The 23,603-nt window shown below is 74.5% G+C and carries 24 protein-coding genes and 1 pseudogene; 19 read left to right on the plus strand and 6 right to left on the minus strand.

Features of this window, described 5'->3' with window-relative positions; translation table 11 throughout:
• Window positions 1–36: 36 nt before the first annotated feature.
• Genes folP through AC0VX6_RS10110 form a run of 3 tightly spaced genes read left to right on the plus strand, consistent with a single transcriptional unit; the run spans window position 37 to window position 2,382 of the window.
• Window positions 37–897 (plus strand): dihydropteroate synthase, encoded by an 861-nt coding sequence (gene folP / locus AC0VX6_RS10100; RefSeq protein WP_274977275.1) that lies wholly within the window; start codon window positions 37–39, stop codon window positions 895–897.
• Between the two features lie 13 nt (window positions 898–910).
• Entirely contained in the window at window positions 911–1,627 is a 717-nt protein-coding gene (locus AC0VX6_RS10105) for a class III extradiol ring-cleavage dioxygenase family protein (RefSeq protein WP_475468305.1), read from the plus strand.
• Window positions 1,609–2,382 (plus strand): pyrimidine reductase family protein, encoded by a 774-nt coding sequence (locus tag AC0VX6_RS10110; protein ID WP_475468307.1) that lies wholly within the window; start codon window positions 1,609–1,611, stop codon window positions 2,380–2,382. Before AC0VX6_RS10105 ends, AC0VX6_RS10110 begins: the two co-directional genes overlap by 19 nt.
• A gap of 27 nt (window positions 2,383–2,409) precedes the next feature.
• Here the strand turns inward: AC0VX6_RS10110 and AC0VX6_RS10115 are convergent, their stop codons facing one another.
• The 4 genes from AC0VX6_RS10115 to AC0VX6_RS10130 all read right to left on the minus strand — a co-directional run bounded on the left by AC0VX6_RS10115 (window position 2,410) and on the right by AC0VX6_RS10130 (window position 5,329).
• On the minus strand, window positions 2,410–3,105 hold the full coding sequence (locus AC0VX6_RS10115) for a TetR/AcrR family transcriptional regulator (RefSeq protein ID WP_475468308.1): 696 nt from the start codon (window positions 3,103–3,105) through the stop codon (window positions 2,410–2,412).
• A 162-nt stretch (window positions 3,106–3,267) separates the two neighbouring features.
• The gene (locus AC0VX6_RS10120; protein ID WP_475468309.1) at window positions 3,268–4,416 is read right to left on the minus strand and encodes a PrsW family intramembrane metalloprotease; all 1,149 of its coding nucleotides are present in this window, start codon (window positions 4,414–4,416) and stop codon (window positions 3,268–3,270) included.
• Window positions 4,413–5,024: a hypothetical protein gene (locus AC0VX6_RS10125; RefSeq protein WP_475468311.1), complete on the minus strand. Its 612-nt coding sequence runs from the start codon at window positions 5,022–5,024 to the stop codon at window positions 4,413–4,415. Before AC0VX6_RS10125 ends, AC0VX6_RS10120 begins: the two co-directional genes overlap by 4 nt.
• Window positions 5,025–5,182: 158 nt before the next feature.
• Window positions 5,183–5,329: a hypothetical protein gene (locus AC0VX6_RS10130; RefSeq protein ID WP_475468312.1), complete on the minus strand. Its 147-nt coding sequence runs from the start codon at window positions 5,327–5,329 to the stop codon at window positions 5,183–5,185.
• A 261-nt stretch (window positions 5,330–5,590) separates the two neighbouring features.
• Here AC0VX6_RS10130 and AC0VX6_RS10135 point away from each other — a divergent pair, with 261 nt between their 5' ends.
• The 4 genes from AC0VX6_RS10135 (at window position 5,591) to AC0VX6_RS10150 (ending at window position 9,381) form a co-directional block, all read left to right on the plus strand.
• Window positions 5,591–7,552 carry an outer membrane protein assembly factor BamB family protein gene (locus tag AC0VX6_RS10135; protein WP_475468314.1) on the plus strand — a complete coding sequence of 654 codons (1,962 nt, stop codon included), beginning with the start codon at window positions 5,591–5,593 and terminating at the stop codon, window positions 7,550–7,552.
• Window positions 7,553–7,624: 72 nt separating this feature from the next.
• Window positions 7,625–7,765: a hypothetical protein gene (locus tag AC0VX6_RS10140; RefSeq protein ID WP_475468315.1), complete on the plus strand. Its 141-nt coding sequence runs from the start codon at window positions 7,625–7,627 to the stop codon at window positions 7,763–7,765.
• A 9-nt stretch (window positions 7,766–7,774) separates the two neighbouring features.
• Complete coding sequence (locus AC0VX6_RS10145) at window positions 7,775–8,764, plus strand: phosphotransferase (protein WP_274977283.1); 990 nt, start codon at window positions 7,775–7,777, stop codon at window positions 8,762–8,764.
• Between the two features lie 164 nt (window positions 8,765–8,928).
• Complete coding sequence (locus AC0VX6_RS10150) at window positions 8,929–9,381, plus strand: hypothetical protein (protein WP_274977284.1); 453 nt, start codon at window positions 8,929–8,931, stop codon at window positions 9,379–9,381.
• A 27-nt stretch (window positions 9,382–9,408) separates the two neighbouring features.
• Here the strand turns inward: AC0VX6_RS10150 and AC0VX6_RS10155 are convergent, their stop codons facing one another.
• Window positions 9,409–10,878 carry a phosphatase PAP2 family protein gene (locus tag AC0VX6_RS10155; RefSeq protein ID WP_475468317.1) on the minus strand — a complete coding sequence of 490 codons (1,470 nt, stop codon included), beginning with the start codon at window positions 10,876–10,878 and terminating at the stop codon, window positions 9,409–9,411.
• 300 nt (window positions 10,879–11,178) lie between these two features.
• On the opposite strand from AC0VX6_RS10155, the gene AC0VX6_RS10160 reads away from it, so the two are divergent.
• The 5 genes from AC0VX6_RS10160 to AC0VX6_RS10180 are packed head-to-tail and all read left to right on the plus strand — an operon-like array spanning window position 11,179 to window position 16,616.
• Window positions 11,179–12,465 carry an NAD(P)/FAD-dependent oxidoreductase gene (locus tag AC0VX6_RS10160; RefSeq protein ID WP_475468318.1) on the plus strand — a complete coding sequence of 429 codons (1,287 nt, stop codon included), beginning with the start codon at window positions 11,179–11,181 and terminating at the stop codon, window positions 12,463–12,465.
• Window positions 12,462–13,307 carry a DUF1365 domain-containing protein gene (locus AC0VX6_RS10165; RefSeq protein WP_475468319.1) on the plus strand — a complete coding sequence of 282 codons (846 nt, stop codon included), beginning with the start codon at window positions 12,462–12,464 and terminating at the stop codon, window positions 13,305–13,307. Before AC0VX6_RS10160 ends, AC0VX6_RS10165 begins: the two co-directional genes overlap by 4 nt.
• A complete protein-coding gene (locus AC0VX6_RS10170; RefSeq protein WP_274977288.1) occupies window positions 13,304–14,554 on the plus strand; it encodes an SAM-dependent methyltransferase in 1,251 nt (416 codons plus the stop codon). The genes AC0VX6_RS10165 and AC0VX6_RS10170 overlap by 4 nt, the downstream gene beginning before the upstream one ends.
• Window positions 14,551–15,813 carry a class I SAM-dependent methyltransferase gene (locus tag AC0VX6_RS10175; protein WP_475468320.1) on the plus strand — a complete coding sequence of 421 codons (1,263 nt, stop codon included), beginning with the start codon at window positions 14,551–14,553 and terminating at the stop codon, window positions 15,811–15,813. The genes AC0VX6_RS10170 and AC0VX6_RS10175 overlap by 4 nt, the downstream gene beginning before the upstream one ends.
• Window positions 15,813–16,616 carry a DUF1295 domain-containing protein gene (locus AC0VX6_RS10180; protein ID WP_274977290.1) on the plus strand — a complete coding sequence of 268 codons (804 nt, stop codon included), beginning with the start codon at window positions 15,813–15,815 and terminating at the stop codon, window positions 16,614–16,616. Before AC0VX6_RS10175 ends, AC0VX6_RS10180 begins: the two co-directional genes overlap by 1 nt.
• Before the next feature lie 228 nt (window positions 16,617–16,844).
• Here the strand turns inward: AC0VX6_RS10180 and AC0VX6_RS10185 are convergent, their stop codons facing one another.
• The gene (locus AC0VX6_RS10185; protein ID WP_274977291.1) at window positions 16,845–17,894 is read right to left on the minus strand and encodes an NAD(P)-dependent alcohol dehydrogenase; all 1,050 of its coding nucleotides are present in this window, start codon (window positions 17,892–17,894) and stop codon (window positions 16,845–16,847) included.
• 327 nt (window positions 17,895–18,221) lie between these two features.
• Here AC0VX6_RS10185 and AC0VX6_RS10190 point away from each other — a divergent pair, with 327 nt between their 5' ends.
• The 7 genes and pseudogenes from AC0VX6_RS10190 (at window position 18,222) to AC0VX6_RS10220 (ending at window position 23,390) form a co-directional block, all read left to right on the plus strand.
• Window positions 18,222–19,064 carry an alpha/beta hydrolase gene (locus AC0VX6_RS10190; protein ID WP_274977292.1) on the plus strand — a complete coding sequence of 281 codons (843 nt, stop codon included), beginning with the start codon at window positions 18,222–18,224 and terminating at the stop codon, window positions 19,062–19,064.
• Window positions 19,061–20,074, plus strand: coding sequence for an ATP-binding cassette domain-containing protein (locus tag AC0VX6_RS10195; protein WP_475468321.1), 1,014 nt, complete (start codon window positions 19,061–19,063; stop codon window positions 20,072–20,074). The genes AC0VX6_RS10190 and AC0VX6_RS10195 overlap by 4 nt, the downstream gene beginning before the upstream one ends.
• Before the next feature lie 47 nt (window positions 20,075–20,121).
• Complete coding sequence (locus AC0VX6_RS10200) at window positions 20,122–20,973, plus strand: ABC transporter permease (protein WP_274978110.1); 852 nt, start codon at window positions 20,122–20,124, stop codon at window positions 20,971–20,973.
• 158 nt (window positions 20,974–21,131) lie between these two features.
• Window positions 21,132–21,286, plus strand: a pseudogene (locus AC0VX6_RS10205) (MFS transporter); the annotation flags it as partial.
• A 327-nt stretch (window positions 21,287–21,613) separates the two neighbouring features.
• Complete coding sequence (locus AC0VX6_RS10210) at window positions 21,614–22,003, plus strand: VOC family protein (RefSeq protein WP_274977294.1); 390 nt, start codon at window positions 21,614–21,616, stop codon at window positions 22,001–22,003.
• Window positions 22,004–22,012: 9 nt separating this feature from the next.
• Window positions 22,013–22,396, plus strand: coding sequence for a VOC family protein (locus AC0VX6_RS10215; protein ID WP_274977295.1), 384 nt, complete (start codon window positions 22,013–22,015; stop codon window positions 22,394–22,396).
• A gap of 1 nt (window position 22,397) precedes the next feature.
• Window positions 22,398–23,390, plus strand: a complete 993-nt coding sequence (locus AC0VX6_RS10220; protein WP_475468323.1) for a sigma-70 family RNA polymerase sigma factor — start codon at window positions 22,398–22,400, stop codon at window positions 23,388–23,390.
• The last annotated feature ends 213 nt before the right edge of the window (window positions 23,391–23,603 follow it).

Below are 23,603 nucleotides of genomic sequence, written 5' to 3' on the forward strand. Positions count from 1 at the left end.
GACGCGGACAGGGAGGCAGAGGGAAGTGAGCGGCCGGTGCTGAGACTGCGCGGTCGGGAGTACGACGCGGACACGACGCTGGTCATGGCGATCGTCAACCGCACCCCCGACTCCTTCTACGACGGCGGTGCCACCTGGGACGACGGTCCCGCCTTCGAACGCGTGCGCAGGGTCGTAGCCGAGGGCGCCGACATCGTGGACATCGGCGGCGTCACCGCGGGCTACGGCCGACCGGTCGGCGCCGACGAGGAGAAGCGCCGCGTGGTCGACTTCGTGGCCGCCGTCCGCGCCGAGTTCCCCCAGTTGGTGATCAGCGTGGACACCTGGCGCGCGTCCGTGGGCCGGGCGGTGTGCGAGGCGGGCGCGGACCTGCTCAACGACGCCTGGGGCGGGTACGACCCGGAGTTGGCCGAGGTCGCCGCCGAGTTCGACGCCGCCCTGGTGTGCACCCACACCGGCGGCATGGCCCCGCGTACCCCGCCGCACCGCGCGCGCTACGAGGACGTGGTGCGCTCGGCCGTGGAGGACACGGTCGCCCTGGCCGAGCGCGCGGTCTCCCTCGGCGTGCACCCGGCGTCGGCGATCATCGACCCGGCGCACGACTTCGGCAAGAACACCTGGCACTCGCTGGAGCTGACCCGGCGCCTGGACGAGATGACCGCCACCGGCCGGCCGGTCCTGGTGTCGCTGTCGAACAAGAACTTCGTCGGAGAGACCCTGGACCTGCCCGTCGGCGAGCGCCTGACCGGCACGCTCGCCGCGACCGCCGTGTGCGCCTGGCACGGGGCGCAGGTCTACCGCGTGCACGAGGTGGCCCAGACGAGGCAGACGCTGGACATGGTCGCCAGCATCCGCGGGGTCCGTCCCCCCGCGCGGGCCGTCCGGGGACTGGTGTGAGGGAGGGGAAAGCGTGATCGTCGCGACCGCCGTCTGTCCGCACCCGCCGCTGCTCCTGCGCGAGCTCGGCGGCGGCCTGGACCCGCTGGCCGAACTGCGCAAGGAGTGCGCTTCGGCGGTGGAGGCCCTGGCTGCGGCCGAACCGGACGTCCTCGTCGTCGTCGGCGGGCACGACGTCTCGGCGGAGCACGCCGAGGCGCTCGTGCCGGTCCGCGAGTTCGGCGGAACGGGGGAGCGGGTGCCCCGGGAGCGGACGCTGCCGCCCAGCCTGGGCGTAGCCCGGCGCCTGCTCGACACCGTCGGCTACCGGGGGCGCGTGGAGATGCTCACCGTGGCCTGGGACGCCTCCGCCGCCGAGGTGGAGGAGCTGGGGCGGCGGATCGCCGCCCGCACCGGACGGATCGGCCTGCTCGTCGTGGGCGACGGCAGCGCCCGGCGCGGCGACAGGGCCCTGGTGCGGCCGGACGAGCGCGCCTTCGCCTTCGACGGGGAGGTCCGCCGCTGCCTGTCCGAGGGCGACTGGCGGGGACTCGCTCTGCTGGACCCGGCCCGGGCCGCCGAGTTGATGGCGCAGGGTCGGGCCGCGCTCCAGGTCATGGCGCACGCGCTCACCGCCGACGCTGCCGCCGACGACGGCCGTGGAGGCGTGCCGGCGCGTCCGCGGGTGCTCTACGCCGACGACCCGTTCGGGGTCATGTACTTCGTGGCGGTGTGGCCGTGCGACTGCTGATGAACGACGCCGCCCCCGGCGCCGCCTCCCCGGGCGACGCCCTGGACGCCTCCGCCCTGGAACGGCTCTACGCCTACCCCGACCGGCCCTGGCTGCGCGCCAACATGGTCGCCAGCCTGGACGGGGCGGCGGCCGGGAACGACGGCCGTACCGAAGCCCTCAACACCCCCGCCGACCTGGTGGTGTTCACGCTCCTGCGCGACCTGGCCGACGTGGTCCTGGTCGGCGCCGGAACCGCGCGCGAGGCGGGCTACCGCAGGACGGGCCCGCGCACCGGCGATCGGGCGGCCCGCGCCGTCGCCGAGGGCCGCGCGGACCGGGCCGAGGTCGCCGTGGTCAGCCGCAGCGGACGGGTTCCAGCGCTGCTGGCCGAGCCGTCCGGGGACGGCGGCGGGGTGCTGCTGGTGACCTGTGCGGCGGCCGGGGACGAAGCACTGGACCTGGCGCGCCGGGCCCTGGGCGAGGACCGGGTGCTGGTGTGCGGGCGCGAGCGCGTGGACCTGCGCGCGGCGGTCGGGGCCCTGGCACGGCGCGGCCTGCCCCGGATCCTGTGCGAGGGAGGGCCCCGGCTGCTGGCCGACGTGGCCGCGGCCGGTCTGCTGGACGAGATGTGCCTGACGGTCGTCCCGCTGATGGCCGGTGGAGTCCAGCAGCGCGTCGCGGTCGGCACGGCTGCCGACGCGCCGCTGGTGCCCGGTGTGCTCATCGAGTCCGAGGGCACCCTGCTCCAGCGCTGGCTGCGCCCGCGGGGCTGACGGCCGAGCCGGGACGCGGCCGCCCGGTCACCGGTGTTCCCCGCGGTCGGCGGTCCCCTCCCCGCCCCCGGAGGGCGCCCCGGCCCCGGCCGCGTCCACCAGCGGGGCCAGCACGAAGTCGGCCAGCGGGAACGCGTGCTCGTCCACGTGCTCGCGGGCGCGTTCGCGCCGGCCGGGACCCATGGTCAGCGCGTGCACCAGGACCGTTCCGTACAGCGCCTCGGTGAAGGGCGCGGTGTCGGTGCCCGGCGCCAGCTCACCGCGTTCGACGGCCCTGCGCACCATGTCCGCCATCCCGTCGCGGTGCACGCGCACCAGCCGTTCCTGGAGGCCCACGAAGGTCTCCATCCCCGTGGTGGCGTCCACGGCCACGCGCAGGGTGACCCAGCCCGACGGTGCCAGGAAGTGGCCGAGCAGGGCGGAGGCCAGCGCGCGGGTGTCGCCGCGCAGGCTTCCGGTGTCGGCCGCGGCGGGCGGCCGGGTGTGCTGCTCGATGGCGTCGGCGAGCAGGCGTTCCTTGGTCGGCCAGCGCCGGTACAGGGCGGCCTTGCCCACCCCCGCCCGGCGGGCCACCGCGTCCAGGGTGAACGCGGCCCAACCCGCCCTGCCGTACTCGGCCAGCGCCGCCGCCATCGCCCGCGGTGTGAGGCTGGGGTCGCGCGTGCGCCCCCGCCCGGTCCTCGGCGGTGTCGTCCTCGTGGCCCTCCGTGCTCGCTCACCCATGGGGCACGTTATGCCCAGGTAACGGCCGATGAAAATCCGCGTTGCCGTCCGCGCGGGCGTTCGCGGGCCGGGACCGGTGCCGTCCGCGCGTCCCACGGCCCGCCCGACATCCTGTCGGCCCGCTGTCGGATCCGCCCCGTCCGGTCGGCCCGTGCCCGCCGGTCACGGCGTCCGGCGCACCGCCCGGTCCTCGGCGATCGCCAGCATCTGTTCCTGGCGCCTCTCCACGGCGGGCCGCTCCGGTTCGGCCACGTGGCGCAGCTCCCCGGCGCGGCCGCGCCGGTTGGCCAGGGCCACCGCCGCCGACCGCCGCATGCCCAGCGCCCCGCCCTCGGAGGCCAGCGTCGCGCGGACCCGGCGCCGGTAGGCGTGCCGGACGGTGAAGTACACGGCCATCGTGGTCAGGAAGACCGTCGCGACCTTGAACACGACGCCGCCGAACCCGTCGAACAGCGGCGAGTCCAGCAGCCAGTGCAGTGCCATCGCCAGGACCACCAGCAGGACGGCGGCCACGGCCCTGCGCCTGCCGGGCCGCCACGCCACCGCTGCCAGCAGGCCCACGGCGGTGCCCGCGACCGCCGACATCGCCCAGTGCGAGCCCAGCCCGGTCAGGACCAGCCGCACCACGGTCGTCTGCACCACCGGTACCAGCCCGCCGGTGCCGCCCGACTGGACGATCGCGTTCATCGAGTAGACGAAGTTCTCCGTCACCTCGAAGCCCAGGCCCACCAGGGACCCGATCACGAACCCGTCCACCGGGCCGCGCACCGCGGAAGGGAAGGCCACCGCGACCAGGACGATCCCGGCGAGCTTGAGCACCTCCTCGTTGAGCGGGGCGGTCATGGCCGCCCCCCAGACCTCGGAGAAGGGCAGCCCCAGGCTCTTGGACCAGATCGAGCCCAGGCCCGCGTTGGCCACGACCCCGCCCGCCGTCGCGGCGGTCAGACCCCAGGCCACCGCGGCCACGGAGGCGTCCAGGGCGGGGTCGTGCACCGGACGGATGCGGCGCAGCACCCAGAACCCGAAGGCCATCGTCACCAGCCCCAGGAACACCGCCAGCGCCGCTTCGGAGAAGAAGACGCGCACCAGCCCGGTGAACCGCACCGCCAGGTATCCCAGGCCCACCGCGCACAGCACCCCGATCAGGACGAGGGCGGCCAGCGCGGGCAGCCGCTGTCCGCGGGCGTGCCCGCCCCCGGTCGGCCGTTTCCACGCGTGCCGGGGCTCGGAGTCCTCCTGGCGGGCGCGGCGCGGCGAGGGCACGGAGCCCCGGTCGGTCGTGGCCGGGCGGTTCTCGGGTTCGGGGTTCACGAGCCCTCCCGGGTGAAGGAGACCGAGCGCACGACGTCGGCGACCGCGCTGAGGTCGGCCGGGGTGGCTTCGCGCCCGGCCAGGGTCATCTCCACGGCCAGCTGTCCGTCGGGGGAGGGGTAGACCACCGCGGAGCCGTCCCCCTCCCGGCTCTCCAGGGCCCCGGCGAGCCCCTCGACGCCGCCCCGGGTGGAGATGGCCTCGGGGTCGCCCAGCCTCGCCGTCGCCTCACCCGCGCGCACGATCCGCCGCAGACCCGCCCACAGCTCCTCCAGGCTGGGCGGCGGCGAGGACACGGGGGTGACCGAACTGAGCGTCAGCTCCACGGGCCCCCGGGTGAAGCGGTAGATCTGCCCGGCCTGGCTGGAGCCGGTGTTGAGGTGCCAGCCCTCCTGGGGGAAGGTGAGGGAGGCCCGGTAGCCGCCCGCGGACCCCACAGGCACCGGTTCGCCGGAGGGGACGGACTCCGAGCCGGGCAGGAGCGCGTTGACCAGCGGCCAGGCCACCACCAGCAGCGCGATCGCCGCCGCGGCCACGCCCAGTGGCACCCAGTTGCTGCGGGGGCCGCGCCGCCGTGCGCGCGCGTCCTCCCCGGTCGCCTCCGCCATGGCGTTCCCCCTCGTCGCCCACGGTGATGCCCTGTCACGGCAAGCGAAACATCCGGGGGTGCGCGCGTTGGCGGAGCGACGTCGACTTGGCACACGTTTACGGTGATTTCACCAATTCGGGGGATCGGTGCGGGGGCGCGTTGACCGGCCGGGAGCGCTCAGAGGCCGGTGGGCATCAGGCCACCGTTCCACTCGACGGCGTCGGACAGCGCCGCCACCGGGTCCATGTCGGCACCGGCGACGGCGCCCGCGCTGTTGACCCGCCACGTGCCGTCCGGCCGCACCCAGGCGTACACGCCGTCCACGACCTCGGTCAGGCTGGGCTGTCTCCGGACTGGTCCGTCCGGCCCGGCCCAGGGGGGCCTCCCCCATGCTCGGATTGGCAAGAGAGGGGGGAGGAGCGTACGACAGCGCCTCCGCAAGGTCTGCCGGGTCCGTTGTGGCCGGTACCGGTCGACGAGGGAAACGGCCCCGTACGCGCTGTTATCGTGACGACCGCATATCCGGTTCGTGCGTCCGTGGGCGCACGCGCACGCCCTCGGACGGGCCAGGGAGCAGGGTCACACGTGAACAGCGAGGCGGGTATTCCCGCGGGCTCCTCCCGGGAGGGGAACGCCCACGGCGCCGGGGCCGGGTACCGGGACGCGAGCGGTTCCGAGGAGGGACCGGAGCACCGGGAGGGCCCGCAGCGCCGCGATGACGAGACGACCCCCCGGTCCGGAGACCGGCCGGGACCGCTCCGCGCGGCCGGGCCCCTCCTCTCCGCCCTCCTCGCCTGGACCGGAACGGGTCTTGTCGTCAGCGCCCTCCTGCTGTCGGTGGTTTCGCTGTTCCTGGGGGACCCGGCGCAGGATCTGGGGCTCGGCCCCTTCCTCCTCGTGGCGCTCCCCGCCGGACTGGTGACGCTGGTCCTGATGCTGCGCAACGCGGCGTCGCGGGAGACCGGTCCGGACCACGGCCGCGGGGGACCGCTCCGCCTCACGGCGCTGGCAGTGGGGGCCGCGCTGCTGTCGTACCTGGCCTACCGCTCCTTCCCGCGCGACGCCTTCGCCCGGCTCACGGAGAGCAGGGACACCTGGGCGCCGTCGGTCACGGGCAGCCTCCAGTGGGTGGCGCTGTGCGCGTTCGCCTTGGGCTTCCCGGCGCTGCTCCTCGCCGTCCGCCGCCCACGGTCCCAGCCGGGCGGGCGTGCCTGGACGGGCTTCGCCGCAGGTGTCCTGGCCGTGGTAACGGCCGGGTGGGCGGCCGTCTCCGAGACCACCCACCAGCCGCTGGAACACGTGGTCACCGCCCCCGGAGCCGCTGCGGGCACGCCGACCACGGTCACCCGGGTGGGCTGGACCTGGGAGAAACCCGAGGACGCCAGGATCGAGCGGGTCGTGGCCGGACCGCGCGGGCCGGTCGTGCTGCTCGGGGACGGGCTGGTCGGCCTGGACGGCGCGAGTGGTGAGGAGCTGTGGACCTACCGGCTCCCCTTCGGCTGGTACACGAGCACGGGCGCGTCCCTGGGGGGCGACCTGGCGTACGTGAGCTACCGACAGGACCCCGACGACATCGAGAGCGGGCGGATGACCGCGATCGACACGGCCACCGGCGAGATCACCAGGGAGGTGTCGGCGCCGCCTGCGGAGCGGTTCGGTGCCGGGGACGACCACTTCATCGGTGTCCTGCCCACGGGCAGCCTCTACACGGGCTCCGACGAGGAGCCGGGAACTCTGATCGCGTACGGCGACACCGGAGAGGGCGAGCTGTGGACCTTCACTCCCCGGGACCCGGAGACCGCCTGTGATGTGGAACGGCGGGTCCTTCTCCACGAGGACCTGGTCCTGGCAGCGTACCTGTGCCGGGGGGAGTCCGATGTCCGGCCTCTCGTCGTTCTCGGCCTGGACGCGCGTACCGGGGAGCAGAGGTGGCGCACGGAGGTCGGGGGCCCGTACCCGAGCGGCTCCATGCGGATCTTCCGGGAGGGGCACGTCGTGTCGGAGGGGGAGCACCCCGTGGTGGGGGTCGGTTCCGACTCCGGTCCCGTCACTCTGCTGGATCCGCGCACGGGCGCGGTGGCGGGCGAGTTCCCGGAGTTCCTGATGGAGGATGACGACGAGGCCGGCCGGGAATACCGGGTGATCCGTTCGGGATACCGGGGACGCGTCCACGCCGACACCGGAGGCGCTGTCTACGTCGAGCGGGACGGGAACGACGGGTACCTCGTCCACCGCGTCGACCACTCCGGCACGCTGGTCCGCACCACCATGGTCCCCGAACCGCCTTCGGGGGATGACGAGATCAGCGACGCCCTCGCCGTGGGGGACACCCTCCTGGTGCCGCACCAGGAACAGGAGGTGTGGGGCGGCGAGGTGCCGGCGTCCGTGCGCGTGGTTCCGCTCGGGAAGGAACAGGGCGCGTCAGCGGAGGGCGGCACGGCCATCGGGATCGGCTCCGCCGTGAACCTCCAACTGCTGCCCGTCCCCGGTGCTGTCACCGCCTACGGCCAGGAGGGTGCCGCCGCCGTGTACGGCCTGGTGCCCTGACCCGGCACCTCCGGCAGCGCCCTGACCCCGGCGTACTACCTCGTCGGCGTCGCCGCGCTCAGCCTCCTGATGGTGCTCACCCTGGTCCGTGAGACCCGGGACCTGCCCCTGCACCGCACCACGCTGGACTGGCCCGCCCCCGGGGACGCCCGCGAAGCCACGCGGGCGTCCCCGGGGAGCAGGTTCCCGGCCGCGGCGCGGACCGGCTGGTAGTTTCGCCGCATGCGCGAACGGCTGACGAACCTGGAACCACGCCTGCACGACGCGCTGGCGGCGTGGGGCATCCACGCGACCGCGATCGACCACGTCCCCCTGGGCTACGGCGACCACCACTGGAGCGTCACCGACACCGCGGGCCGCCGCTGGTTCACCACCGTGGCCGACCTCGCCCACAAGTCCTTCCTCGGCCCGGACCCGGCCGCCGTGCGGCGGCGCCTGACCCGGGCCATGGACACCGCGGCCCGGCTGCACGACGACGAGGGGCTCGGGTTCGTCGTCGCGCCCCTGCGCACCCCGGGCGGGGACACCGTCGTCCCGGTCGGCGACGGGTACGCGCTCAGCGTCTTCCCCCGCGTGGAGGGCGAGTCCGGCGACTTCGGCCGGGAGTTGGCCGCCGACCGGCGGGCCCGGCTGCTGGACACCCTCGCCCAGCTGCACCGCAGCGCACCGGGCGACGCGCCCGCCGTCGAGACCCGCCTCCCCGGCCAGGACCGGCTCGCCGCGCTGCTGGACCGCCCCGCCGCCGTCGGCGACGCGGGGCCCCACGCCGCTCCCACCGCCGACCTGCTCGCCGAGCACGCCCCGGTGCTGCGCGAGCGCCTGGCCGAGTCCGACCGGGGCGCGGCCGCCCTGGAGGGCGCGCCGGCGGTCCTCACCCACGGCGAACCCCATCCCGGCAACCTGCTGTGGCACGGCGACCGCCCGCTCCTGGTCGACTGGGACACCGTCGGTCTGGCCGCCCCCGAGCGCGACCTGTGGCTGGTCACCGACGACCCCGCCGAACTGGACCGCTACGCCCGGGCCAGCGGGCACGAACCCGACCGCGCCCTGATGGACCTGTACCGGCTGCGCTGGGACCTGCGGGACGTGGTCGAGTTCGTCGACTGGTTCCGCGCGCCCCACGAGGGCGGCCCCGACACCTCCCGGGCATGGCGGGACCTGGTCCGCATCGTCGAACGCCTCGGCGCGGGGGAGCGGTCCGGAACCCGCTGACGCCGCCCGGATCCGGCGGCCCGGCGGGTCGCGGCCCGCCCGCACGGTTTGCGGTCGGTAACATCTCCCTGACTCTTGGCGACCGGAAAGACCTGTTGTCGGCGCGGCCGGGCTGGAACCGGCCGACCGGGCACGCCACGGACCCGACCAGCTGTTGGAGCGACATGAACCTGCCCCTGAGCACCCGCGACCTGCCGCTGCGCGTCATCACGGGGGCGTTCGTCCTCAACTCCGGGCTGGAGAAGCGCGGCGCCGACGAGGAGGCCGCGCAGGGTCTGCACGGGATGGCGGCGGGGACCTACCCCTTCCTCAAGGACGTGGACCCGGTCACCTTCGCCCGGCTGCTGTCGGCCGGTGAGATCGCCCTGGGCACCGCCCTGCTGATCCCCGTCGTGCCGAGCCGCGTCGCGGGCGCGGGCCTGACCGCGTTCGCCGCCGGCCTGCTCGGCCTGTACCTGCGCACCCCGGGCATGCGGCGCCCCCAGAGCCTGCGCCCGACCGAACAGGGGCTGCCCCTGTCCAAGGACGCGTGGCTGCTGGGGGCGGGGCTCAGCCTCCTGCTGGGCAGTGACACCGGTCGGGAGCCCTCCCGCGGCTCCCGGCGGTGCCGCCGCTGACGGTCGGGCCGACGCCGCTTCCGGTTTTCACCGGTTGGTCTCGACGGCGGGCACGAACACCCGCAGGGCCGCGTGCCGCTTGGTGAAGACCACCGTACGCGAGCCCTCCACGACCTCGCCGTCCACGGCCAGCAGCCTGGGCTCGCCCGGGATGGTCAGCGTCAGCCCCGTGGTCAGCCGCTCGGAGTAGCCCTCGCCGTGCGCGAACTTGCCCAGCAGCACGTCCGCGACGGCGCGCAGCCTCGGGAAGGGCGCCCGCGCGGTGAGCACCCGCACGTCCAGCCGCCCGTCGTCCAGCTGCTCGCGCAGCGCCGGAACCCGGCCGTGCGTGCGGTACTGGCAGTTGCCCACGAACGCCCACCACACCTTGGCGGGCTGGCCGTCCACCACCGCCGAGGTCGGGCTAACCTCCCGCAGGTCCTGCCACAGGGCCAGTGCGAACGCGGGCCACTTGCCGATCCGGTCGGCCCACTTGTCGCGCCGGTCCACCATGCGCGGGTAGGAGCCGAAGGAGGACGTGTTGAGGAAGATCCGGCCGTCCACCTCGCCCACGTCCACCCGGGCCAGCCGTCCGTCGTCGAAGGCCCGCAGCGCGATGTCCACCGAGGACAGCCCGAGCGTGCGGGCGAAGTTGTTGAGGGTGCCGTCCGGCAGCACCAGCAGCGGGCGGTCGTGGTCCAGCGCCGCCTGCGCCCCGGCGTTGACGGTGCCGTCGCCGCCAGCCACCGCCAGCACGTCGCTGGTGCGCGCGGCCTGGTCCATGACCCCGACCACGTCGTCCTCGGCCGACAGCGGGATGATCCGCGCCTTGGGCAGCGCCCGCGCCACCCTGCTCGTGACGTCGGCCGCGCTCAGCCCGGGCATCGTGCCCGAGGCCGAGCGCGGGTTGACCACCACCGTCACCCCGGAGCCCTCGCGGTCCACGTCGGTCTCCCCGTCGGCGACGGTGCGCGCGCCGAAGACCAGTTCGGGCCGGGGCGGCACCACCGTCCGGGCGAGCAGGGCCGCGCCGCACCCGATGGCCACTCCGGCGAGCACGTCGCCGGGGTAGTGGACGCCGCTGTGCACGCGTGAGAACGCCACCCCGCCCGCCAGGAGGGCGACCAGCCCGGCCAGCGGCTTGGGCGCGTCGGTCATGACCCCGGCCGCGTAGGCCGCCGCGGCGGCGGTGTGCCCGGAGGGGAAGGAGGTGCTCGGGTAGGAGCGGTAGGGGCTGCGAGCGGCCGGGACGGCCGAGTTGTCCGGGCGGGTGCGCCCCGAGATCTGCTTGATCCCCGCCGAGACCAGGTTGGCGGTGCCCGCGGCCAGTATGGCGCGCAGGGCGGTGCGCCGCAGCCTTGGGCCGCCGGTGGCGGCGAGGGTGGCCGACATGAGGAACCACGGCGCCATGTTGTCCGTCGCCTGTACGAACTTGGGGGTGTAGGCGTCCAGGGACGCGGGTCCCAACCCCGTCACGTGGTCGTAGACCTTCTTGTCAGCCCGTTGGAGTCGACTCATAAGGCTCATTGCCCCAGATTGGGCAAAGTCCCGTCAGATGTCCATAAGGGCGCGCCCGCAGGAGAGCCTTCAGTGTGTTGATGACATCACACACGATGTTGGTTTTGTCCGGGCGCTACCGCCGGTTCGCCGGGGCGGCCGGGGCCGGTGCACACGGGCGGCGGTCGGTGCCGGGGCGCTCGGGCCCCGGTCCGCACCTCCTCTCTTTCGAGATCTTTTCGTGATTTTGCGGACCAATCCGCCCGGTCCCCGGTACCGAATCACTTCCGCCACACAACCACCGGAAGTGAAGAGGACGCATTGGGTACAGGGCAGCACACCCTCCGTCGGCGCAGGGTCGCGGTCATCGGCTCCGGCGTCTCCGGACTGACGGCGGCGCACGTCCTGCACCGGGACGACGACGTCACCCTGTTCGAGGCCGACGACCGCCTGGGCGGACACGCCCACACCCACCGGATCGACGGCGGACCGGGCGGCGAGCTGGGGGTCGACAGCGGCTTCATCGTGCACAACAGGCGCACCTACCCCCATCTGCTGCGCCTGTTCGACGAACTCGGCGTGCACACCCAGCCCACCGAGATGAGCATGTCGGTCAGCTGCCGGGGCTGCGGCCTGGAGTACGCGGGCGCGCGCGGCATGCGGGCCATGCTCCCCAACCGGTCCCGGCGCAGCCCCGCGTACCTGCGCATGCTCGCCGAGATCCCGCGCTTCCACCGGGCCGCCCGGCGCCTGCTCGCCGCGACCCCGCCCCCCGGCGCGGCCGAGCCCACCCTCGGCGCCTTCGTCCGCCACCACCGGTTCACGCCCTACACGGTCGCGCACTTCCTGCTCCCGCTGGTGTCGGCGGTGTGGTCCTGCCCGCCCGGCACCGCCACCGACTACCCCGCCCGCTACCTGTTCTCCTTCCTGGCCAACCACGGCATGCTCAGCGTGTGGGGCTCGCCCCGCTGGCGCACCGTCACCGGCGGCTCGCACGCCTACGTCGAGCGCGTCGCCAAGAACCTGCACGCGGTGCGCACCGGCACCCCGGTCACCTCGCTGGCCCGCACGGCACAGGGGGTGCGCCTGCGCGCCGGGGGAGAGGCCCTGGACTTCGACGCCGCGGTCGTGGCCACCCACGCCGACCATGCCCTCGCCCTGCTCGCCGACCCCACCGAAGCCGAGCGCGAGGTCCTCGGCGCCTTCGGCTACTCGCGCAACCGCACCCTGCTGCACACCGACGCCTCCGTCCTGCCCGCCGACCGCGACGTCTGGGCCAGCTGGAACCACCGCCTGGCCTCCTGCGAGCCCGACACCGAGCCCGTGCGCGTGAGCTACCACATGAACCGCCTCCAGCGCCTGGACGCCGACGAGCAGTACGTGGTCACCCTCAACGGAGCCGACGAGGTCGACCCCGACCGGGTCGTGGCCGCCATGGACTACGCCCACCCCGTCTACACCCCCGCCTCCCTGGCCGCGCAGCGGCGGCTGCCCGAACTCAGCGACCGGGTCGTCGCCTTCGCCGGGGCCCACCACGGGTGGGGCTTCCACGAGGACGGGTGCCGCTCGGGTGTCCGGGCCGCCGCGAGCCTGGGGGTGCACTGGTGACGCCCTCCCCGGCGCCCGCGCTGTACGAGGCCACCGTCCGCCACGTCCGCTCCGAACCCGTCCGCAACGCCTTCGCCTACGGCACCTACTACTGGCTGGTGGACCTGGACGACCCGCCGCGCCTGCGCTGGCCGCTGCGCGCCCTGGCCGGGTTCCGCGCCAAGGACCACGCCGTGGACGGCGCTCATGCCTCTGCTGACACCGGAGCCCCGGCCGACACCCGTGCCCCGGCCGTCGCCCGCACCGCGCGCCGCGACCGCGCCGACGGCTGGGCGCGCGAGCTGCGCGCCGACATCGACGCCCTCCTGGCCGAGCACGGCGTGGACCTCGACGGCGGCCGGGTGCTCATGCTCGCCCACGCCCGCGTCCTGGGCCACGTGTTCAACCCCCTGACCGTCTACTGGTGCCACCACCGCGACGGCCGCCTCAGCCGCGTCGTCGCCGAGGTCCACAACACCTACGGCCAGCGCCACCGCTACGTCCTGGACGTGGACGGCCGCGGCCGGGCCGAGGCGGACAAGGCCATGTACGTCTCCCCGTTCAACGCGGTGGACGGCCGCTACCGCCTCAGCCTCCCCGAGCCCGGTGAACGCCTCGCGCTCACCGTCGCCCTGCACCGCGACGGGCGCCCGCCCTTCACCGCCTCGGTGCACGGCCTCCGACGCCCCGCCACCGCCGCGTCCCTGCTGCGCAGGGCGCTGCGCCACCCCCTCGCACCGCTGGTCGACGCGCTGCGCATCCGGCGCCAGGGCATCGGCCTCTACCTGCGCGGACTCCCCGTCCAGCCGCGCGGGCACACGCACACACCAGCGACCGAACGGAAGACCAGGACACGGCCATGACCACGACCAGCCCCCACACCCATCCGCCCCTGGACGCACGGCGCTGGCCCGACGTGGCCCGGGTGCCAGGCGGACGCCTGCGCGCGGCCGTCGCCCGCGCCATCGTGCGCTACGCCACCGCGCGTGCGGGCGTGCGCGTGCGCACCGGCTCCGCCGCGCCCGCCGCCGACGACGGCGCGCCCGTCCTGGAGCTGCGCGACCCCGACGCCTTCCACCGCCGTCTGGCCGCGGGCGGCCTCATCGGCTTCGGCGAGTCCTACATGGCCGGTGAGTGGGACTCGCCCGACATCGTCGCCCTGCTCACCCGACTGGCCGCGGAGTACGAGAACCTCGTGCCGCGCCCCCTCCAGCCCCTGCGCCACGTCACCCTGCCCCGCAGGCCCGCCTCGGACCGCAACACCCGCGCCGGGTCCAGACGCCACATCAGCCACCACTACGACCTGTCCAACGACCTGTTCGGCCTCTTCCTCGACCGGACGATGACCTACTCCTCCGCGCTGTTCGAGGACGGCGAGGCCCGCGACCGCGACACCCTGCCCCGCGCCCAGGAGCGCAAGATCGACCGCCTCCTGGACGCCGCGGGCGTGGCCGAGGGCGTCGAACTGCTGGAGATCGGCACCGGCTGGGGCGAGCTGGCCGTGCGCGCCGCCCGCCGCGGCGCCCGCGTCACCACCGTCACCCTCTCCGCCGAGCAGCGCGACCTGGCGATCGAGCGCGTCGCCGCCGCCGGGCTCTCCGACCTGGTCGACGTCCGCCTGTGCGACTACCGCGACGTCACCGGAACCTACGACGCCGTGGTCAGCGTGGAGATGATCGAGGCCGTGGGCGAGCGCTACTGGCCCGCCTACTTCGCCGCCCTGGACCGGCTCGTGCGCCCCGGCGGACGCGTGGGCCTGCAGAGCATCACCATGGAGCACGCCCTGATGCGCGCCTCGCGCGGCTCCTACACCTGGATGCACAAGTACGTTTTCCCCGGCGGACTCATCCCCTCGGTCACCGCCGTCGAGGAGCAGTTGCGGGCGGGCACCTCCCTGCGCGTCACCGACCGGCTGTCCTTCGGCCGCGACTACGCCGACACCCTGCGCGTGTGGCGCGAGAACTTCACCGACGCCGCCGAACAGGTGGAGGCCCTCGGCTTCGACGCCACCTTCCGCCGCATGTGGTCCTTCTACCTCGCCTACTGCGAGGCCGGTTTCCTGTCCGGAATCATCGACGTCGAGCAGATCACCATGGAGAAGGCCCGATGAGCACCACCGCGACCCCCGCCCCGCCCCGCGGGGCCGCCCACTTCCTCGCGCCCCTGGCCGCCGGGCTGTTCAACGGCGTGCTCCCCGTCCGGCTGCGCGCCTGGGACGGCAGCGAGGCCGGTCCCGCCGACGCCCCGCTGGCCGTGCTGCGCGACCGCGACGCCCTGCGCCACATCCTGGCCCGCCCCGGCGAGCTGGGCCTGGCCCGCGCCTACGTCACCGGATCGCTGGACGTGGAGGGCGACCTCACCGACGCCCTGAGCCGGGTGTGGGCGAGCGTGCGCGAGAACGGCACCTCGCTGCCCGGCCCCGCCGAGTGGGCCCGCGCGGCCCGCACCCTCCTGGCCCTGGGCGTGGTGGGCACCCCGCCGCCCGTCCCGACGGCCGAGGCGCGCCTGCGCGGACGCCTGCACTCCAGCGAGCGCGACGCCGCGGCCGTCTCCCACCACTACGACGCCGGGAACGACCTGTACGAGCTGCTCCTGGACGAGTCCATGGCCTACTCGTGCGCCTACTGGACCAGCGACGACCCCGGCTACACCCTCGCCGACGCCCAGCGCGACAAGCTCGACCTGATCTGCCGCGAACTGCGCCTGGACAAGGGCGACCGCCTGCTCGACGTGGGGTGCGGCTGGGGGTCGCTCACCCTGCACGCCGCCCGCCACCACGGCGCGCGCGTCACCGCCGTCACCCTCTCCGCGCGCCAGTGCGACCACGTCGCGGCCCGCGTCCGCGAGGAGGGCCTGTCCGACCTGGTCGAGGTGCGCCTCCAGCACTACCGCGACGTCACCGACGACGGCTTCGACGCCGTGGCGGCCATCGAGATGGGCGAGCACGTGGGCCGCGACGAGTACACGCCCTTCGCCCATCGCCTGTACGACCGGCTGCGCCCCGGCGGGCGCCTGCTGGTCCAGCAGATGTCGCGGCGCGGCGCCCAGCCCGGCGGCGGCCCCTTCATCGAGCGCTACATCGCCCCCGACATGCACATGCGGCCCCTGGGCGAGACGGTCGGACTGCTGGAGGACGCCGGACTGGAGGTGCGCGGCGTGCGGGCCATGCGCGAGCACTACGTGCGCACCGCCCGCGCCTGGCTGGAGGTGCTGGAGCGCCGCTTCGACGAGCTGGTGGCCCTGGCCGGACCCGAGACCGCCCGCGTGTGGCGGCTCTACCTGGCCGGGGGCGCGCTCGCCTTCGAGGAGGGGCGCATGGGCGTGGACCAGATCACGGCCGTGCGCCCTGGCCGCGCCGGGAGCCGCTGATGGACGTCTCCGCGCTCATCCCCACCCTGGGGCTGTCCGCCCTGGCCGTGCTGGCGCTCATGCTCGCGACCTTCGCCCTGGCGCTGCGCCTGGGCAGGCACAGCGTGGTGGACGCGGCCTGGGGGCTCGGGTTCACCGTCGTGGCGGCGGTCGGCGCCCTGACCGCCTCGGGCGACCCCGCCCGCGCCTGGCTGCTTGCCGGGCTCACCGCCGTGTGGGGGATGCGCCTGGCCGTGCACATCGGGCTGCGCTCCCGGGGCAAGGGCGAGGACCCTCGCTACGAGCGCCTGCTGGCCGGGGCGCCCGGGAACCGCAACGCCTACGCCCTGCGCATGGTCTACCTGCTCCAGGGGTTCCTGGTGTGGCTGGTCGCCATGCCGGTCCAGGTGGCGGTGCACGCCGGTGCGCCCCTCCTCGGCTCCCCGCAGGTGTGGCTCGCCGTCGCCGGTGCGGCCGTGTGGCTGCTGGGGTTCGTGTTCGAGACGATGGGCGACGCCCAGCTCGCCCGGTTCAAGCGCGACCCCGCCAACAGCGGGCGGATCATGGACCGCGGCCTGTGGGCGTGGACCCGCCACCCCAACTACTTCGGCGACGCGTGCGTGTGGTGGGGGCTGTTCCTGGTCGCGCTGTCGGGGTCGTGGTGGGTGCTGCTCACCCTGCCCGCGCCCGTGGTGATGACCTACCTGCTGACCCGGGGGTCGGGCCAGCGGCTGCTGGACGAGCACATGTCCGGTCGGCCCGGCTGGGCGGAGTACGCCCGGCGCACCAGCGCGTTCGTGCCGATGCCGCCCGGCAGGGGCTGAGGACCCCGGGCACGGGTTCCCGTCCCGGGGCCCTCACGGAAGGGGGAGGGTCCCGGGACGGGCCGCGCACGGGTACGGCGCCCCGGCTGCCCGCCGCTTCCACCGCGCCTTCCCGCGCGTCGGTCCCGGCGCGCCGCCCGGAGGCCCTCCGGCCGCGCGAACGCCCTGAGCACTCCGCCCCGGTGCGCGTCGCGGTACCCGCCGCCCGCGCAAGAGCACCCGGGGCGGTCAGCTCCGGTGCGGCACGACCACGGCGCGGCCGAAGACCTCCCCGGCCTCCAGCCTCCGGTAGGCCTCCAGGGCGTCCCCCAGGTCGAACCTCTCGACCTCCGGGCGGATCTGCCCCGCCTTGTACATGTCCACCACCTCCCACAGCTCTCCCACCGTCCCCCAGTAGGTGTTGGTGATGTAGGACTCGTACGGGTTGGTGAAGAACGAGAACTCGTGCGTGCCGCCCGCGATCCCGACCACGGTCAGCCGCCCGCCCCGGGCCATCGAGGCCGCCGCGGTCGCGATCGTGGGGGTCACGCCGACGAAGTCGAAGGCCGCGTCCACGCCCCGGCCGCCGGTGATCTCGCGGATCTCCTCGACCTGGTGCGCGCCCGCCCCCACGGTGACCGCGCCGTTGCGCTCGGCCCAGGCCCGCGGCTCGGCCTTGACGTCGGTGGCGATCACCGTCGCGCCGGTCAGCGCCCTGAGGATCTGCACGCCGATCTGCCCCAGCCCGCCCAGGCCGATCACCAGGGCGTGCCGACCGCCGCCCTCCAGGTGCGGCAGCGCCTCCTTGATCGCGTGGTACGGGGTCAGGCCCGCGTCCGACAGCGGCGCGGCCTCCACCGGGTCGGCGTCGCCCAGCGGGACCAGGTGGTGGGCGGGCACGGTCACGTACTCGGCCATGCCGCCGTCGCGCCCCAGGCCCACCGCCAGGTAGGGCATGGTGGCCGCGTTCTCGCAGTAGGTGTCCTGGCCCCGGACGCACATGCGGCAGTGTCCGCAGCCGATCGGGCCGTAGGCCATGTAGGCGTCGCCGACCCGTACGCGCTCGCTCACGCCGTCGCCGAGCGCCTCCACCCATCCGGAGTTCTCGTGCCCCAGGACGAACGGCGGTTTCTGGGCCCCGGCCTGCCCCTCCTTGAAGTGGCGGTACACGCTGACGTCGGAATGGCAGGCGCCCGCTCCCGCCACCCGCAGCAGGACCTCGCCCGGCCCCGGCTCGGGCACGGGAACGTCGGTGAGTGACGGGAACCGCTCGTAGTTCTCGAAGACCACGGCTCGCATGGAGTACCCCCAGGCTCTCGCGGAGAGCGGGCACCGGCGCGCGACGACCGCATTCCCGGCGCCCGTATGGCCGCTCGACACTGTCCGTCCAGTTCACGGCTGTCCGGCCACCACCTACCCGAAAGTCTTTCGTCTTATTTGTCGCTTTAGTCGGAATTTGACCGTGCGTCGTACGGCCGGGAGTGGTGCCACCACTACCGAACCGGGTGGTCAACGCCAGACCCGGTTCGGGGGGACAGCGCCATGGAGGCCGACCCCGCCGCGGACCTAGCGTGAAAAGGGTCCGTTCCCCCCACCTGTCGGCACTCGAACTTCCCCAGGAGAGTCATGATCGCGGCGGGCCCACGTCACGCTTCGCCCCCCACCCCCCTGCGCTACGAGGAGCGCGAGTGGCACGGCCTGCGGCTCCTGGCCCACGACGAGACCGGAGACGGGCGCATCGTCGAGGCGCTGGGGGACGTGGCCGCGGCCGACCACATCGTGGTCCTGGTCCCGGGCAACGACAACTACCTGGGCAACTACTTCGACGCCAACCGCCCCACCCGGCCCCGGGTCAACGGGGGGACGGTCCTGCGCACCATGCGGGCCCTCGCCCCCGAGGAGCGCTCCGCCGTCGTGGTCTGGGTCGGCTACGACACCCCGCGCGGCTTCGCCGAGGCCGCCTTCCGGGGACCGGCCGAACGCGGCGCCGAGGACCTGGCCCGCCTGACGGCCTTCCTGCCCCGCACCGCCCGCATCACGCTGGTGGGGCACAGCTACGGCACCGTCGTGTGCGGGCTGGCCCTGCGGCACGGGCGCGTGGACGAGTGCGTGGCCCTGGGCAGCCCCGGCATGGGCGGGAACTCCGTCGCCGACCTGGGCTTCACCGGGAACCTGTGGGCGGCGCTGGGCCCCGCGGACTGGATCCGCTTCTTCCCCCGGGGACGCTGGCGGGACCTGGGCCACGGCCCCTCGCCGCTGCGCCCCGGGTTCGGCGCCACCGCCTTCGCCACCGGCCCCATCCCCGGCCACTGCTCCTACTACACCGAGGGCAGCGAGTCGGTGCGCAACATCGCCCGTATCGGCCTGGGCCGCCACGCCGAGGTCACCCGGCCCGACGTGCCCGCCCAGCGCACGCGCCCGGGCCGGCTCCCGGCCGCCGGGGCCCCGGTCGAGGAGGCCGCGCCGTGAGACCCGCTCCCGCCGTCGACGACCGTGCAGCCGAGCAGCGCACCGCCGACCCCGTGATCCTGGCCCGCGACGTGCGCAAGGCCTACCCCGGAGCCCGCGGCCGCGCCGCCCTGGACGGCTTCGACCTGGAGGTGCCCCCCGGCGCGGTGCACGCGCTGCTGGGGCCCAACGGCGCGGGCAAGACCACCGCCGTGCGGATCATGTCCACCCTGCTGCGCTTCGACTCCGGACAGGTGCGCGTCGCCGGGTTCGACGTGGCCCGCCAGAGCGCCCGGGTGCGCTCGCGCATCGGCTTCGCCGGACAGTACGCGGCCCTGGACGAGGTCCTCAACGGGCGTCGCAACCTGGAGATGTTCGCCCGCCTGCACCACCTGCGCGCCCGGGTGGCGCGGGCCCGGGCCGCCGAACTCCTGGAGCGGTTCGGCCTCACCGGCGCCGCCCACCGCCCCGTGCGCGAGTACTCGGGCGGCATGCGCCGCCGCCTGGACCTGGCCGCGAGCCTGATCCCCGACCCCGCCGTGCTGTTCCTGGACGAGCCCACCACGGGCCTGGACCCGCGCAGCCGCGCCGAGGTCTGGCGCGCCGTGCGCGACCTGGCCGAGGGCGGCACGACCGTGCTGCTGACCACCCAGTACCTGGAGGAGGCCGACCGCCTGGCCGACCGGATCTCGGTGGTCGACGCCGGGAGGATCATCGCCGAGGGGACCCCCGAGGAGCTCAAGTCCCGGGTCGGGGGCGGCCGGGTGGAGGCCGTCGTCGCCGACGCCGACGCGCTCCCGCCGGTCGCGGAGGTCCTGGGCCGCGTGGCCGGGGCCCTGCCCGAGGTGGACGCCGACGCCCTGCGGGTGTCGGTGCCCTTCGACGGCCGGGGCGCGGGACTGGCCAAGGCGGTGCGCGCCCTGGACGAGGCCGGGCTGGACGTGGAGGACATCGCCCTGCGCCGCCCGACCCTGGACGACGTCTTCCTGGGGCTGACCGGCCGCCAGGGCGCGCGCGGGGAGGGGACATGACGTCCGTGACCGAGGCGGGGCCGCCGGCCCCGGAGGAGGGAGGCGCCATGGCGTCCGCGACCGAGGCGCAGCGTCCGGTTCCGGAGGATCCCGGCCCCCTGGCGCGGGCGCGCTGGGCGTTGGCCGACACCTGGGTGGTGGCGCGCCGCTACCTGCTGCACCTGGTCTACAAGCCCGACGAACTCGTCGGCACGCTGATGGTCCCCGTCCTGGCCGTGCTGCTGTTCGGCTTCGTCTTCGGCGAGGCCATGGGCGCGGTCATGGACGCTCCCGGCGAGGAGTACCGCGAGTTCCTGATGCCGGGACTGTTCGCGCTGACCATGGCCTTCGGGATCGGCAACACCACGATCGCGGTGGTCACCGACGCCGGGCGCGGCGTGGTGGACCGGTTCCGCACGCTGCCGATGGCCCCCGCCTCGCTGCTGGCCGGGCGCAGCCTGGCCGACGTGCTCTCCGCGGTGGTGGACCTGGCGGTGCTGGCCGGAATGGGGCTGCTGGTCGGCTGGCGGTGGCACGAGGGCCCGCTCTCCGCGCTGGCGGCTCTGGGGCTGCTGTTGCTGCTGCGCCTGGCCTTCACCTGGATCGGTATCTACCTGGGGCTGGTGGTGCGCAGTCCGGAGGCGGCGATGAAGTTCTTCTCGCTGGTCTTCCCGCTGGCCATGGTCGCGGACACCTTCGTGCCCACCGACACCATGCCGGACTGGCTGGTGCCGGTGGCCGAGTGGAACCCGCTGTCGGCGACGGTGATCGCGGCCCGCGACCTGTTCGGCAACCCGGTGGCGGCCAACGACTCCTGGATCGCGCAGAACGCGCTGCTCATGGCGGTGGTCTGGCCGCTGGTGCTGATGACGGTCTTCGTGCCGCTGGCGCTGCGGCGCTTCCGGCGGCTGAGCCGCTGAGGCACCGGAAGGGGCCGGTTCCCGCGATGCGCGGGGCCCGGCCCCACCGCCGTGTTCCGAGCCGACCGTTCCGGCCGCTCCGGTGACCGGCGCGGAACCCGCGCAGACCGGGAACGAACCCTGCGTCACCCCGCGCCACGGCACCGCCCGGAACATCGTGGACGAGCTGCTTCATGGGCGGCACCACCATCGGACCGGTCGTGGGCAGGGTTCTCCTGGAGTGGTTCTGACGGGGTCGGTGTTCCTGCTCGGTGTCCCCGTCATGCTGCTGCCCCTGGTGTGCGCGCCCCTGCTGCTCCCCGAGCACCGCGCCGTCGGGGACACCGCCGGAGCCCGAACCAGCGGAGGCACCGGTGGACGCCGAGGGGAGGGCGCCGCGGACACGCCGCAGGCCGGGGTCGAGAGCGCTCCGGCGCCCGGACCGGCGGGCGGCTGACGGAAGGGGAACCGGTGGCGGCCGAACCCGCCCGGAAAACGGTGGCAGCAGAACCGCCGTCGGCCGATGAGTCCGCGCACCCCGGCGAGTCAGTACGGGTGAGCGGCACCGGACCCGGGACCGCCCGGGACCGGCGGTGCCGACCGGCACTGCGGCCCGCACCCGATGACGCGAAGCCGGACACCACACCACCCGGAGGACACCATGGAACGCCCCAACCTCGACGGCATGCTCCTCGCCACCACCGACCCCGACCGCCTGCACGACTGGTACGCCGACGTCCTCTCACCCCAGGACGACGTCGACATGGACGGCTACCGCGTCCTGCGCCTGGGCGCCTTCCACCTGCTCATCGACCGCCGGGACGACGTCGCGCCCAGGGCGGGCGACCCGACCCGCATGATCCTCAACGTCGACGTGGACGACGCCCGCGCCGTCGCCGCCCGCGTGGACGCGCGGGGCACCGGATGGCTGGCGCCCCTGGAGGACCGCGACGGCAGCCTGTTCGGCACCGCCGTCGACCCCGACGGCAACCACGTCCAGATCATCCAGCTCAGCGACGAACACCGCGCCGCCATGGCGCGCGAGAGTTAGGAGAGGACCGTGTTCGACACCACCAGGGCCTTCGGCTCCTTCGCCGTCCGCGACCCCGACCGGGCCAGGGAGTTCTACGGAACCACCCTCGGGCTCACGGTCGGACCCGTGGAGGGCATGGAGGAACACGGCCTGCTCAGCATCGACCTGGGGGAGGGCCGGGCGGTCCTCGTATACCCCAAGCCCGACCACGAGCCCGCGGGCTTCACCGTGCTCAACCTCCCCGTGGACGACATCGACGCCGTCGTGGACGAGCTCGCCCGCCGCGGTGTCGGGATGCTCCGCTACGAGGGCTTCGACCAGGACGGCAAGGGGGTCTCGCGGGGCGTCCCGACGGTGGCGTGGTTCGCCGACCCGTTCGGGAACGTGTGTTCTGTCATACAGGAGGCGTAACGTGACGGTCGTGGTGGAACACGCGTCCGACCAGGACTTCATGAGTCTCGCCGACCCCTACCGGCGCGAGCTGTTCGCGCACTGCTACCGCATGCTGGGGTCGGTGCACGACGCAGAGGACCTGGTGCAGGAGACCTACCTGCGCGCCTGGAAGGCCTACGACCGGTTCGAGGGCCGCTCCAGCCTGCGCACCTGGCTCCACCGGATCGCCACCACGGCCTGCCTGACCGCCCTGGACAGGCGTCGGCGGCGGCCCCTGCCCACCGGGCTCGGCGGACCCGCCGCCGAGCCCGAGGGCGAACTGGCCGACCGCCCGGAGCTGCCCTGGCTGGAGCCGGTGCCCGACGCCCTGGTCGGCGTGGACGACCCCGGTGCGGTCGTGGCCGCGCGCGAGAGCGTGCGCCTGGCCCTGGTCGCCGCGCTCCAGCACCTGCAACCCAGGCAGCGGGCGGTGCTGATCCTGCGCGACGTGCTGCGCTACAGCGCGGCCGAGGTCGCCGACACCCTCGGCGTCTCCGTCCCCGCGGTCAACAGCCTGCTCCAGCGGGCCCGCGCCCAGCTGGCCCGGGTCACCCCCATCGAGGAGGAGGTGGCCGAGCCCCTGCCGGAACAGCGCGAGGTCCTGAACCGCTACGTCGACGCGTTCGAGTCCTACGACATCTCGGCGATCACCGATCTGTTCACCGCCGACGCGGTGTTCGAGATGCCGCCCTTCGCCACGTGGGTGCGCGGCGCCGAGCACATCGGCCGCCTCATCGCCGCCCACTGCCCGGCCAGCGGGCCGGGCGACATGGCGCTGGTGCCGACCGGGGCCAACGGACAGCCCGCCTTCGCGCTGTACATGCGGGGCGGCGACGGCGTCCACCGGGCGTTCGGCATCCAGGTGCTGGAGCTGGCGCCCGGGGCGGACGCGGTCGCCCACACGGTGATGTTCTTCGACACCTCGCTCTTCCGGCACTTCGGGCTGCCCGCCGTGCTGTCCCCGCGCCGCTGAGGCTGCGGGGCGAGCGTGCGCCCGTCGCGGCGTTCGCCGGGGCCGGGGGCAGGGTCCGGGACCAACGTGTTTTCCGGCTGGATCCTTACCACGTTTTCCGGTGCCATGTGACACACGGTATTTCTGTGGCGCGGGGGAGAAGGTGTGCTAGGTTCAGTGGAGTTGCAGTCGTGATTCCCGTTGGATGTACATCTTTTTCGGGTTATTGCCGCA

Source organism: Nocardiopsis sp. iso_25 (assembly GCF_056173305.1).